Here is a 12915-nt window from a genome sequence, read left to right on the forward strand (position 1 = left end):
AGGCTTGCAATGGTCAGACGCTCTTCAGGTTGAAGTTGCTGGTACTGAGTTCTTTCGTGCATCGCAACACCTTATACGAGATAGGTGTTGCACTTCAGATTTGAGGCCGCTGTACAAAAAATATACTTGAGCCGGAAAAAGCGATGAAGAGAAGTGCGACAGGATGTTCAGTTGAAGAGGCCATGCGCTTGCTGGGTGGTCGCTGGCGTCTGCTGCTGGTGTCGTATTTGCTGGACGGGCCGAGGCGGTTCAACGATCTGCGAAGGCATGTCCCGGGAATATCGCAGCGCATGCTGACGCTTGATTTGCGGGCACTCGAACAGGTTGGCTTGGTCCAAAGGACAGTTTTCGCCGAAGTGCCGGTGAAGGTGGAGTATCAGCTCACCGAGGATGGTCAGCGGCTAAAGCCGGTCGTCGAGATCATGCGCGACTTTGGACTTTGGCTTAAGACTCGCCCTGAACTGGAACCTGGAAGTCCGGAGCGCGCGGCCGTCGAGGAGGTACAAGCAGCGGTGCTTCCGAGCGATGCGTGATATCCGGCATCTGCTACCAATGCTTCTACATCTCTCCTCTTGATGCAGCGCTAACATGCAGATCAGGTTCAGCTTGGAGTTGCAACCGAGCGTCCTTAACTCAGCAATGAATGACTGCTTCGGAGAACGATGAGAGTCCGCGGTTTTGTCGCGGTAAAGGGCAAAGATGGCGAACAAACGGCAGTATAAGTAGGATTACTTATGCTGCCAGTGAGTAAAACTGCTGGGCACGAGTGTATCTAATGCCACGGTCTTGCATTGGCCCTTGGCGATTATGTGCGTGAGCTCGATGCCGCTCAACAGGATGTGGGTGCAACGAAAATTCTTGAACCCAGCATCGGCCGCGTGCGACGCTTGATCGCCCGATGATCTTGCTCGATAACATTGTTCAGATGCTTGTTCTGGCGAATCTTGATCGGTGTTTCGCGCTCCGCGTTCAGAGCATCCAGTGCGGCCAGGTTCGCACCGCTTTTATCAATTGTCACCGTCTCGGGTTCGCCGTTCTGCTCGACTGACTTTTCGAAGTAGCGCCTCGCCGTGGGCTTGTCACGATGGGCACGCAGCAGAAAATCCACCGTGTTACGCTCCTTGTCGACTGCTCGGTACAAATACTTCCACTGGGCTCGGACCTTGATATACGTTTCGTCCAGTCGCCAGCTCCGACCGAACGGCTTTCTTGTGGCGACGAAAGGTCTTCTCCAGTACCGGCAACACCTTGATGGCCCAGCGGTGCACAGTTGAATGGTCGACTGAGATTGCGCGCTCCGGCATCATCTCTTCCAGGTGTCGAAAGCTCAGCGGATACGCCACATACCAGCGGACACACGTCAGAATCACGTAGAGCGGATAGTGCAAACGCTTGAGCACTCGTGCCAAGGCTGGATTCAGAGTCGTCATCAAGCGCACCATCGTTGGTATTATCAGGCGCATGATCCCGACGCTTACTGCGACAAAGCCGAGGGGCTCGAGTTTTTGACGAGCACGAGCCAACGCGTAAGGTGAAAGACATTGACGGATTGTTCAACGGGCGCCACTTCGATGGCGAAGTTATTGTCCTTTTGCTTACGCTGGTACCAGTGTGACAAGCTCAGCTTTCGAGATTTCACTCAAGTGATGGCCGAGCGCCGTCTGTCGATGGCGCACGACGATCATGCGCTGGGTCCAGCGCTTCACGCCGGAGTTCGTCAAACGCGGGAAGCGCCTGGCCATGAAAGCCGCTCAGTCGTGGCGAGTCGAGGAGACCTATGTGAAGATCCGCGGCAAATTGACCGCGGACAAAGAGTCTTGCGCCACGAGAACAAATTTCGTGGAACCGTACGGCTAGAGCCAGCGCCAGATGCCCGCGGGCCAACCGGAGAGCGGGATATGAGCCCACGTCGCGACGAGCCAGAAAACGACGCCGCCCACCACCGCGTGCATGCCGAACCCGCCCAGCCGCGCGCGGCCGGCGGCGATCGCCGCGAACGGCAGATAGCTCGTCTTCGATTCCCATGCGGGCCACAGATCGGGTTGCAGCTGCCGCTTTTTGCGGTCCTGTAACGCAGCACCGACCAGCGCGAGGATGATGATCGCCCCGGCAAGCACGACGTTCCGGGTGACCGGGAACACGGCGATATGGCACAGTCCCCAAAGCGCGAACGACCACATCATCGGGTGCCGGGTCACTGCGTACACGCCGCGCGCCGCGTCAGGAAACGCGGCGGGCCGGCCGCCGGTGGGCAACGCCGGGTTGCGGATCAGGGAGCCCATCAGAAGGATCGACGCAATCAGCATGCCTACGGTCACAACCGCCCACAGCACGTTGCCTGCCGGCCATAGCGGCGCGGAGACGGGCGTCCTGTCGTAAGCCATGACCATCCAGCCGAACGTCACTATCGCAATCAGCGAATAGACGCCCATGGCGCCACGTTCGCCGATTGCCCGGACCATACCCGCCCGCAGCGGATGGGACAGGAGAAAGTGGCTGCCGACAAAAGCGAATGCCGCCACGACAAGTGTGTCGATTCTTTCCATTGGCCCCGCTCCTCAAGTCAGATGATCGGTCGACCGCGTGCATTGCGAGAATACTACTTCGGTGCCACAACTGTACCGGCTCGGATTGTCTGGACACGGTTTTGCTACTGAGGCGGCCTCTTTCAGGGTGGCTGCGTGACGGGCTTCATGGGGTGACATATACCCAGTTTTTCGAAACGCCGGTGGCGGTTGTAACGATCCTTGAACTCGACGACCGCTATGATGGGCGGAACCACACGAACGACCGAAAGCTGGATAAAGACGATGAATCCTGCGGTAGCCCGCGTACTCAAACGCCTGCACTATCCGCTCGACGTGATCCTGATTTGCGTGCGCTGGTACGTGGCCTATCCGATGAGCCTGCGGCACCTTGCATACATGATGGCTGAGCGCGGCGTTTCAGTCGATCATTCGACTGTGCACCGCTGGGCCATCAAGCTGTTGCCGGTGCTGGAGAAAGCGTTTCGCCGCCGCAAGCGGCCGGTGGGTCAGAGCTGGCGGATGGACGAGACGTACATCCGCGTCAAGGGGGAATGGCGGTATCTTTATCGGGCCGTCGAAGGAAGGCCACCCCATTGACTTTTTGCTCCGCGCCCTCGGGACAGGACTGCGGCCCGGCGTTACTTTGAGAAATCGATCGCCTGGAACCGGGTACCCGAGACGGTCACCATCGACAAAAGCGGCGCCAATCTCGCCGCGCTCGAAGCGGTCAATGCCGGTCGTGAAGCGCCCATCAGGATCCGCCAGTCCAAATATCACAATAACCTGGTCGAGCAGGACCGTCGGGCGATCAAGCGACGAACGCGGCCCATGCTAGGGTTCAAGACCTTTCGCTGTGCCCGGATTCTTCTGGCCGCCATCGAAATTATGCATATGATCGCCAACGGACAGATGGAATGTGCTCGCGAGACCCATCCGTCCGCCGCTGACCAATTCTACGACCTCGCAATATAAGCAGTACTTCGTATATCTATTCCGCTCGCTCTTTGAGCCTTACCGCGACAAAGCCTTCGAAAGCGTTAGCGACCTTGCCCGCAGAGCGCAGCTCGACCAAAAGGACCTGCATGTCCTTGCTGACGCGAACGCGCTGGCATCTCTTGCCGGAAACAGGCGGGAAGCTCTTTGGCAGTCGGTCGCGGCCGTGCCGGACAAGGACATGCTTGCCATCGCCTCGGTACGGGACGAGACGCCTGAATTGGGCGCGCCGTCGGAAGCGCACGACATTGTCGCGGACTATAGGTCTGTGGGATTGACGTGGGGCGGCACCCGCTGGAATTGCTCCGGCCGCAACTGCTCGCGAACCGGCTAATGCCCGCATCGACGCTGCGCACCTATCGGGACGGCCGGCTCGCACGAGGCTCCAGACTTGTGACGGTGCGCCGACGCACCGGAACTGCCAAAGGGGTCATGTTTGTGACTCTCGAGGACGAACGGGAAACGTAAACGTCATCGTCTGACCGAGCCTGCTGGAAAGACAGCGCAAGGAAGCCCTCGGGGCATCGCTGCTCGCTATGTATGGCACGGCAACGCCAGGGCGAAGTGCGGCATCTGGTTGCACAGCGCCTTGTCGACATGTCGCATCGGCTTGGCGGTCTGATTACTGCAAGCAGAAATTTTTGCTGACGCGGCTCAACACGGGACTCGCACGTCTTGGCGATTCGGCGCGCGGACTCGCCTCATGCGCACAAGCAGACGCTCGTGCGACTACTTCGTCCCGCCGTGCCATTGCTATCGGTGAGTTGCGTGTTCTGACAGCAGTCGTCGCATTGTGGCCAGTAAAATTTTCCCGTCTACGGGCTTGCGGAGAAACCCATCGTAGCTGACGAAGGCCGGAGGGCTTGGCTCGCCCGAAACCAGTACGAAAACAACATCGGCTAGTCCGGGGCGAGTACGCAGTTGGTGGCAAAGTTCGCTCCCCGACATGACCGGCATACGCCAGTCGGCAACCACAATGTCCACAGGCGATTCGATGAACATCGTCAGAGCTGACTGGCCGTCGCGCGCGCTTCGGACCGAAAAACCATCCGCGGCGCAGCTGGCGCTCCACGCAGCCAGAGCTTCCTCATCATCGTCTACCAGCAACACGCTTTTCATACCCAGATGTCCGAGCCGTCACATGATGTTTGGCAGCCCGGAACTGGCCAAAGTTCGCACAAAAGCTCGTAGAAGTTGTGCGCACGTCGCGCTCTCGTCGTTTCGGAGAATGCGCATCACCGAAAGAGCAATAGGAGGAATTCATGTGCTATTCGGCCCAGATTCAAGCTGACTATCGAAAGTTCGTACGCATGTTTGGCGCGACGATGGACATCCACTAGTTTGACGGAATGCCATTGGCGCTTTAACTGGATGGTGAGTGGCAGAGTGGCCCGCCTCAGGACGTCGACCTCGGCTCTGGCCAGGGCCAGCCCCTTTTCTCGTTACCTAGGGCCGGCTTCACGGGTGACACAACCGGGCCATTCGGGCCGGCCTCTGTCGTCTTATCTGCGGCACCGTCCGCCGGCTCTGTCAACACGTTCCCTTTCACTGCGGGAAACCCGATTCCGAACCAAGGCACTTTCTTTTGAATGTGAGCGACGTACACGTTCCAGCCGTTGGGGTTATCGTCAAAGAGGTTGTGCTGAACGGTTGAGGCTAGCGCATCCCGGTTGAGCTTCGTCTCAAGCAGCTCCCGTGGCCACTGGGAGAACGCACTGGCGACCTGTGCGCCAAACTCTTGCACCGTCATCTTTGGGGCTAGCGCCCGGAGGAACTCGAAGGTCTGCAAAGCATCATTTTTCTGCACGACCTGCGTCACAGGGGCGCCTGGTTCACTCGTCCTGTTTAAACAATTCAAAGCGTCGAGAATGTCGCCAAGGTGGAGCAACAGTTCGCGTCTATCAAATCGGTCGTCCATGCTGTCTGTCCGTTAATTCATTCCTTGGGTTGATGCCCTGTGTGGGCGCAACGCCTTGTCCGGTCGCCACATATGCCGGCGTATCTTCGTCGAAAGGTCAACGTATCCTGATAGCAAGAAGCGGCAGCGTTGTCGGCGAGTCGGCACCGCTATTTATGGCGCAACAGCGCTTCACACGTGTCGAGTCACGGTCGACATTCGCCGCTTCCATGTACATCCAAGGCCGGAAGGACAAATGCGAACCGAAGTTCGCATTTACCGACCTACAGGCGCTAGGGGAGAACAGGGGTCTTACTGGACGGTGGACACCGTAGCGACGAACTGCTTTGCGGCTTTGTTTGCCGATTCGTAGGTCGCGTTCGCCGCAGAGAAGACCGATTTCCACGCAGCTATAGCTGATTCGCTTCCAGCGGGCGCGTTCTTTTTGAGGCTTTCGACAAACTCTTGGGTATCTTGCTGCAATTTCTCGCCCTGCGCTGTCGCAGCGGCTGAAATCTCGCTTTGAACTTCGGACACGATTTCGTAAACGCTGCGGCCGTAAGCGACTGCCTTTTCCGCAGCAGGCTGCGAGAGGCTTGCTTGCAATGCGAGCAGCGCGCCCGGATTGCCGGCTGAAATGGCTTTGGTCACGATTTCCTGCGTTTCGGCAAGAGCCGCCTTACTGACCTGCAAATTCAACGCGACCAGCTTTTCGAAGCCTGCAAATGCCTTGTTCGTCACGCCAAAAAATGCATCCAGGTTGGCTTGCTGGGCGGCAACCAACTGCTGAGGGGTAAGTGTGCTCATCACTGCTCCGTAAGGTAAGGCGGCAAGAGGCCTCGAGTGAAACCAGACACGCGTCAAGATGGCCGAAGGTGAAATGTTGCACTGCAACATGATTCCATTGTACGGGGTGAACTCAGGAAGTCAAACAGTTTCGGCGTGGAGGCAACGGGGCGAGGAAACATTCGCGACTACGCGTTCCGCGAATATCGCTCGAAGGGAGTGGGCCGCAATTTCAGCTGACAGCCATGTCGGCTTGCAATCCCGGCAACCGACGATGGTACTTTGAATTCAGCCCTGCGCGCGGTGCGCTGACCTGTACTGTAAGCCAGCGGAAGAGCTTCCGCGCCGGCACCTGACACTCAATGGCACCGGTACATATAAGGAAGTGCGAGCAGAAGAGCATTACACATGCGTTCGGTGTCGCGCGGTGTTTGCGCGAATCCTTGTCGGGCCCACAACGCCAGATTTGGATGCTCTTGAACGCTGGGCAGCACTGACACAACTCTTTAACGTTCTGAATCATTCGCGGTCGCGCGAGTCATCGCGCCGCTATGCGGGGCATTCAAGCATCAGGCTGGCAAACCCAAGGCACGGAAGTGCCGACCCGCTTGTATAGGCCGGCTGGTCCTAGGCCTTGAGCGCGGAAGCCAGGACGCAGGTCATGGGAATCCGCAGTTCTCCAGCATCGTTCCGGTACGCCTCTGCGTCGTGCGCGACTGCCTGTTCAATCGATGCCAGCGCAGCCGGCGTCTGGGCGTTCAACATCGCGGCGACTCGAACGCCACCGCGCATGAGTGCGTGAAACGGCGTCTCCGGCAAATGAAGCACAAGGGTCAAGTCTACCTCCCGCACCTGCGGCTGAACGAACCCTGCATCAAGCAATATGCGCTTCGATTCCTCCAAATCGCTGAGCCGAAAGAAGGGCGGTCCCGAAGGCACGGGCACATCGGTTGTCCCGTGTTTCTCGACTGCATTCAATACCATCGCGAAGCCGACTGCCTTGTCCGGTGTGGCCCAGACCGTAAAGGCGATTCTGCCGCCAGGCTGCAGCACACGAAACGCCTCCGCCAGTGCGCGTTCAGGCTGAGCGAAATGCAACATCCCGAAGCTAATGCCCACTGCGCCGAAGCTTTGGTCCGGAAAGGGCAAATCTTCCGCATCGCCGATGCGGAACTCCAGTCCGGGAAAGACGCGTCTCGCCTTTTCAACCATTGCGACCGAGAAATCGACACCGGCGACATCCGCGCCCCGCCGTTTCGCTGCCGCCGCGAGGTAGCCTGGGCCCGATGCTACATCCAGAAATCGCGAACCTCGCTGAATGCCGAGGACCTCGAGCATCGCGTGGTTCGACTGGGCCGTTAAACCACCGAAATACTCGTGGTAGGCCTGCGCAACTCGCTCCCAACCTTCGTGCTCAAATGCGCTGAAATCGACTTGTCCCATCTTTGCCTCCACTCGTTCGTCACCTTGGCGCGTGGGCCTTCATGTTCCTCGTAAAGGTATTGTCTGTCTATCGAGGGAACAACCCAGACTGACGACTGAAGCGCGAGCAGCTCTGTGGTGCGGCGCACCAACAACGTCCGTTGGCTGCGCCAATTGATATCGAACTGGGGTTCGCTGTACGACCCACAGCGTCGCTGTGCAAAAGAAAGCGCCGGCTGTCCGTGAGCGCCGCAGGAATCGCGAGCATGTCGAGGGGGACGGGCTGATGCGCGACGAGGCTGTGCGGGGGCGGAATCGGCATGAAGGCGAGCTTTTTCAGGGGCCGGCGGCGGCCGCCATCAGTCTGCACGATTTGTGCAAGCCACCGTATCCGACCCGTTTCAACATTATGCGCTTAATGTCTGATTGCCAGCACTGCGAACCAATGTCGATCTCGGCCTCTGCGGAACGGTGCTTGCTCGATCCAAAAACCTCCCGCGTTACCGCGCAAAGCGACTCCCTTCCGAATGCGATAGGAACTCGCCCCGTCCGCGAGCGCGAGCGAGAAGCAACGCAGCCAGAGGTGGAACCGGCAGAAGATGCTGCCGCGGCCGGGAGGATCGACAGCCGCGAGCGGACGATGCGCGAATGCACGGCGCGCTGGCGGGCGGTTCGATTCATCATGTCATCAGCGCACCGCGCTGACTGCGCGTCAGCAGAAGGAGCGACACATGAAGATTGTCCTCGTCAGCCTCGGCGATCTGGTTGACGCGCAGGGACCATACGACCTCGCCAACACCGGACGATTAGCGGGCTTCCTCGCCGACGCACTGGCTGAAGCCGGTCACCAGGTGACACTGCTCGTTGCTCGCGGCAGCTGTTCGGTCGCACGCGTGGTGCAGGTCTGGCCGCACGACGTTTGCGCGGGTGCGAGCGGCGCTGCGTTCGCGCCGCTCATGCTGCTTCTTGAAGAACTTGAACGGCGGGCGGACGACTTCGATATCGTGCACTCCCATCTCGGCTACTTTTCTCTGTCGGCGCTAGCGCGTCAGACGGTGCCGTTTCTGACGACGGTCTATGACCGCGTCGATCTGCCCGAGCGTCATGCTATTTTCAGAAGTTTCAGTGGCACGCCGTTGGTGTCGATATCGGACCGCCAGCGCAGGTCGTTTCCGGGCGCCAACTGGCTTACTACGATTCCGTGCTGCTTGCCGGAGCACTTGCTACAGCCGACGTTCGACCCCGCCGCAGACTACGTCGCCTACGTTTGCAACCTTGCGTCCGAATGTCCCATTGAACGCGCAATCCGGATCGCCGCCGCGAGCGGCATGCGGCTCAAAATCGCTGGTCCCTGTGCGGTCCATGACAGGGCATACTTTCGCTACCGGATCAAACCCTTGCTTGCATCGGCGCATGTCGATTATGTCGAGCATCTCGACGACTGCGCGAAATCGGCGTTTTACGGCGGCGCGCGCGCATTGCTGGTGCCGGGCGCACTGACAGAGCCGTACTATCTGCCGCTCGTCGAGGCAATGGCGTGCGGCACACCTGTCATCGCGTTGCGCAGTTCGCTGGCCAGTGAAATCATCGAGGACGGTGTGTCCGGAATGATTGCAGACGATGACGGGGCGGCCGTTGCCGCAATCCTCCGCGCGGTTCACTTTCCGCGTGCCGCAATCCGCGTTGCTTTCGAGCGCCGCTTTTCCGCGCAAGTCGCGGCTCGCGCATACGAGCAGTTGTATGAAAACCTGAGAGCCGAGCGAGGCGGAAAACTTGTTGCTGTTGAGCTGGGCCGGTAGCTTGTGGTCGCAGGGAACGATCGCGTCCCCGAAGTCGGACGGTCTCTACTCCCTTGATCTGCCGCAGGGTTTCCAGGCCAAGCCACAGCGTGTAGGTCCCACGCTCTTCGGCACGATTTCATGTGGTCGAAGAGCCGCCGCCGATAAACAACTCCACTGGAATGGGTTAATGAGAACGACGTGAGAGATGACTTGCTCCCAGTGGTGTTGTGGACCTGCCGGTGAGGACGTGGCGTCGGTGATTCAGCCGATCTCGACGTTCAAGGCGATATCCCAGGTGCCGGCGCCGTTTTTGGCCAGGCCGATCATCATCAGACCGAGCGCCTCGAGCGTCGAGGCCATGTGCAGGCCGCCGACATCCAACGGACGCAGTCCGAGACTCTCGATGAAGGTCGAGACGCGCGCCTTGGCCTCGGCATCGTCGGCTGCGATGAACGCGTCGAGGCGTCCGTTCTTGGCAAGTACGTGGCCAAAGACGGTGTTGAACGCCTTTACAACGTGTGCGGTGGCGGGAAGACCCTTGGCGATCTCCTGTGCGCCGGAACTGCCGTGCGGGGTGACGAGGCCGGAAAGGTCCGGGGCGACCGGATTGGTGATGTCGATGATCACCTTGCCGTCGAGCGCGTCTCCGTAATCGGCCACTACCGCCGCCGCACTGCCGTACGGCACGGCGAGGATGACGATATCGCCCGTCGGCGCGGCGGCGTAAGTCCCCGTGATCGCTCCCGCTGAGAGCTCATCGGCCAGCGCCCGTGCTTTGGCTGGGTCGCGGCTCAGGACCTCGACGGTATGTCCTGCCGTGGCTATACGGGCGGCGACCGCCGTGGCCATGCCTCCTGCGCCAATGATGCTAATAGTGCTCATGTCAAATATCCTTCTGAGTTGGGGTATGCCCGTGATCTCTACGAGGCTTTCGCCCAAAATGTTTTCCGTGTGCGCCGAGCCACTTGCGTCAGCCTCCTACCACTCCGGGACGATAGTGTCTCGGTCGCGCTCGGCGCGATGCGGGAGTCCCTGCCGTCCGCTTAGCTCAGTGGGTAGGGAAGTAGTGGCCATTGTCCATATCGGCAAACAGGCCGGGCTGCGTTGGTGTCCAGCCGAGCGTCTGGCGCGTGATGGCATTCGACGCCGGGGTATCCAGCGTGACCAGATTCGCAAGGAACCCGAAATACCCCGGCAGCATCAGCACGTCCGCGGGAATGGGCACGGCGGGCAGCTTCAAGCGACTGCCGATGGCCTCGGCGATCTCGCGGTACGGAATGCTCTCGTCTGCAACCGCGTGCCAGCTTCTGCCGGCGGCGCCCTTCTCAAGCGCCAGGCGGAACACGGTGGCGACGTCGCGGGTGTGCACGGCGGCCCACCTGTTCGCACCGTCTCCGGGGTAACCGACGACACCCTTTTCCTTCGCCAGCCCGATCAGCAGCGGAAGGAAGCCGGCATTATCGGTCGTGCTGTGCATGATTTCAGGAATCCGAACGACCGAAGACCGAACGCCTTTTTCGGCGAGGCCGATTACAGTGGTTTCCACGATGTTACGAACCCGCAGGGTGTTCTTATATGAATCGCCGCCGGAAAGAGGCGGATCCTCCTCGGTGGCCGGCCGACCCAGGTTTTCCCAGCCGGGCGAGCCGATGCTTCCCGATGAGACCAGCGGCTTTCCAGTTCCGGCCAGCGCCTCGCCATATGCGAGCATGATCTGAAGCTCCGCATCGGCCACGGCGTTGATTCCGCCGACCGGAATCAGGTCTTGCCGGTGTGCGACATGGATGACACCGTCGGAGGCGGCGGCCGCTTCTTTGAGACCGTCAAGATCCTCGAGGCTACCGAGACGCGCCTTCGCACCGAGTGCGGACACTGCAGCCGCCGCCTTGTCTGAACGAGCCAGGGCGGTGACCTCATGGCCGGCGGCGATGAGATCGGAGATGATGTACGGACCGGAATGGCCGGTCCCGCCAGTGACGAAAACGTGCATGTGAATGTTCCTTATGAGTAATGTGATGCTAGAAGTGGTGATACCGGTGCACTCAGCCGAGAAGGCTGACGCCGATCGAGAAGTTGGTGTGCTTGACGGAGTGGGTGAGGAGGCCCAGCGATAGCAGGCAGGCGTGCTCCAGTGTCCTCGCCATGGACAGCGGCCCGGTATCCATCGGACGCAGTCCGAGGCTCCCGATGAACGCGGAGACGCGTGCTTTCGCGTGCTCGTCGTCCCCGGCGATGAACACGTCCAACGGGCGGCCCGGAACGGGACCGGCCGACAGGACGTGGGAGAACTGGGTGTTGAACGCCTTGACGACTTTCGCATCGGCAGGGGCGGCCTTGGTGATCTCCTGCGCGCCGAAACTATCGCCGGGGGTCACGAAGCTCGTGTGGTCGGAGGCGACCGGATTGGTGATGTCGACAAGAACCTTGCCTGCCAGCTCTTCGCCGTACTGCTTCACCACGTCGAGAACGGCGGAGTAGGGAACCGCCAGGATGACAATGTCCCCGGCCGCGGCGGCGCCGAACGTTCGTGTCGTCGCGCCGGCTCCGATCTGCTCGGCAAGCGCCCGCGCCTTGACGGCGTCGCGACTCATCACCTCGACGGTGTGTCCGGCCCTGGCGGCAAGGCCGCCGATTGCTGCGGCCATGCCGCCTGTGCCGATGATGCTGATAGTGCTCATGTGCAGCCTCCTGGTTGCTGGGTGCTGCTCGTACTCCCGAACAACCATGCTAGACACATCGCTTGCAAAAAACAAGTAAACAACGAAATTTACTTGCGATATGCAAGCGATGCTAATATGTAGCCATGAAGACGACATCTAAAGAAGACGTTCGGTCCCATTGCGCAGTGAACTACGGCGTGGAGATCTTCGGCGACCGGTGGTCGCTCCTGATCATTCGCGACATCGTTTTTGTCGGCAAGAAGACGTATGGCGAGTTCCTGAAATCGGAGGAGGGAATCGCAACCAATGTCCTTGCTTCCCGCCTTGCGTTTCTTGAAGAGCAAGGAATTCTCTCGAGGGCACCCAGCCCCGACGACAGGCGGAAGGACTTTTACACGCTGACCGAGAAGGGCCTGGACCTCATTCCCGTCGTGCTTAACATTGTCCTTTGGAGCGCGAAGCACGATTCGAAGTCGTACGTGCGACGCTGCAAGGAGTTCGTTGCTCGATTAAATCGAAACCCCATGCAGGTGAGCGAAGAGGTGAAGGCGCTGATCCGCAATGGCGGATGTATGTTCCCTGAGAGCAAGGAATGAGCAAGACGGCAAGCGCCCTGTCACGTCGCACGAACGATATGCATACACCACCGGCTACGAGGTGCAGCAAATAGCGGGGTCGATGTCCGAAACGGTCCTGAAAAGCCGCCATTAATGTTTCACCGATCCTAGCGGCTGCTCCGGGTCGAGCTTGTGTGAAAACACGCTGATCGCCTAGACTGGATTAACTCATTCAGCGTAGGTGACCGGATGAAGCGATTCATAGAAGGTGAAGATCGCAAGCAGGTGACG

At 59.6% G+C, this 12915-nt stretch carries 11 protein-coding genes and 4 pseudogenes; 6 read left to right on the top strand and 9 right to left on the bottom strand.

The annotated features are described in order from the left end of the window. Positions 1–143 precede the first annotated feature (143 nt). The gene (locus HV770_RS37510) at positions 144–533 is read left to right on the top strand and encodes a winged helix-turn-helix transcriptional regulator (protein ID WP_175166448.1); all 390 of its coding nucleotides are present in this window, start codon (positions 144–146) and stop codon (positions 531–533) included. A 199-nt stretch (positions 534–732) separates the two neighbouring features. On the opposite strand, the pseudogene HV770_RS37515 reads toward HV770_RS37510, so the two are convergent. Continuing rightward, positions 733–1430, bottom strand: a pseudogene (locus HV770_RS37515) (IS6 family transposase). A 101-nt stretch (positions 1431–1531) separates the two neighbouring features. Between HV770_RS37515 and HV770_RS40015 the strand changes: the two are divergent. Next, positions 1532–1797 (top strand): annotated as a pseudogene (locus HV770_RS40015) (IS6 family transposase); the annotation flags it as partial. A 56-nt stretch (positions 1798–1853) separates the two neighbouring features. Here the strand turns inward: HV770_RS40015 and HV770_RS37520 are convergent. Continuing rightward, a complete protein-coding gene (locus HV770_RS37520; protein WP_175166449.1) occupies positions 1854–2546 on the bottom strand; it encodes an NnrU family protein in 693 nt (230 codons plus the stop codon). A 381-nt stretch (positions 2547–2927) separates the two neighbouring features. Here HV770_RS37520 and HV770_RS37525 point away from each other — a divergent pair. Continuing rightward, positions 2928–3500, top strand: a pseudogene (locus HV770_RS37525) (IS6 family transposase). Between the two features lie 49 nt (positions 3501–3549). Continuing rightward, a pseudogene (locus HV770_RS37530) lies at positions 3550–4169 on the top strand (error-prone DNA polymerase); the annotation flags it as partial. A 105-nt stretch (positions 4170–4274) separates the two neighbouring features. Here HV770_RS37530 and HV770_RS37535 read toward each other — a convergent pair. The 4 genes from HV770_RS37535 to HV770_RS37550 form a co-directional block, all read right to left on the bottom strand. Further along, positions 4275–4640: a response regulator gene (locus HV770_RS37535; protein ID WP_175166450.1), complete on the bottom strand. Its 366-nt coding sequence runs from the start codon at positions 4638–4640 to the stop codon at positions 4275–4277. Positions 4641–4917: 277 nt separating this feature from the next. After that, positions 4918–5439 (bottom strand): hypothetical protein, encoded by a 522-nt coding sequence (locus tag HV770_RS37540; protein WP_175166451.1) that lies wholly within the window; start codon positions 5437–5439, stop codon positions 4918–4920. Between the two features lie 291 nt (positions 5440–5730). Continuing rightward, positions 5731–6225: a TIGR01841 family phasin gene (phaP, locus tag HV770_RS37545; protein WP_175166452.1), complete on the bottom strand. Its 495-nt coding sequence runs from the start codon at positions 6223–6225 to the stop codon at positions 5731–5733. 606 nt (positions 6226–6831) lie between these two features. Next, positions 6832–7647 carry a class I SAM-dependent methyltransferase gene (locus tag HV770_RS37550; RefSeq protein WP_175166453.1) on the bottom strand — a complete coding sequence of 272 codons (816 nt, stop codon included), beginning with the start codon at positions 7645–7647 and terminating at the stop codon, positions 6832–6834. Between the two features lie 710 nt (positions 7648–8357). Here HV770_RS37550 and HV770_RS37555 point away from each other — a divergent pair. After that, positions 8358–9425, top strand: coding sequence for a glycosyltransferase (locus HV770_RS37555; protein WP_175166454.1), 1068 nt, complete (start codon positions 8358–8360; stop codon positions 9423–9425). A 243-nt stretch (positions 9426–9668) separates the two neighbouring features. Here the strand turns inward: HV770_RS37555 and HV770_RS37560 are convergent, their stop codons facing one another. From HV770_RS37560 to HV770_RS37570, 3 genes are all read right to left on the bottom strand, one after another. Next, complete coding sequence (locus HV770_RS37560; RefSeq protein ID WP_175166455.1) at positions 9669–10289, bottom strand: NADPH-dependent F420 reductase; 621 nt, start codon at positions 10287–10289, stop codon at positions 9669–9671. A gap of 166 nt (positions 10290–10455) precedes the next feature. Continuing rightward, positions 10456–11397: an SDR family oxidoreductase gene (locus tag HV770_RS37565; protein ID WP_175166456.1), complete on the bottom strand. Its 942-nt coding sequence runs from the start codon at positions 11395–11397 to the stop codon at positions 10456–10458. Between the two features lie 52 nt (positions 11398–11449). Continuing rightward, positions 11450–12085, bottom strand: coding sequence for an NADPH-dependent F420 reductase (locus HV770_RS37570; RefSeq protein ID WP_175166457.1), 636 nt, complete (start codon positions 12083–12085; stop codon positions 11450–11452). 125 nt (positions 12086–12210) lie between these two features. On the opposite strand from HV770_RS37570, the gene HV770_RS37575 reads away from it, so the two are divergent. Further along, the gene (locus tag HV770_RS37575) at positions 12211–12663 is read left to right on the top strand and encodes a winged helix-turn-helix transcriptional regulator (RefSeq protein WP_175166458.1); all 453 of its coding nucleotides are present in this window, start codon (positions 12211–12213) and stop codon (positions 12661–12663) included. Positions 12664–12915 lie beyond the last annotated feature (252 nt).

Origin of the sequence: Paraburkholderia fynbosensis (assembly GCF_902859935.1) — a bacterium.
Taxonomy (GTDB): Bacteria; Pseudomonadota; Gammaproteobacteria; order Burkholderiales; family Burkholderiaceae; genus Paraburkholderia; species Paraburkholderia fynbosensis.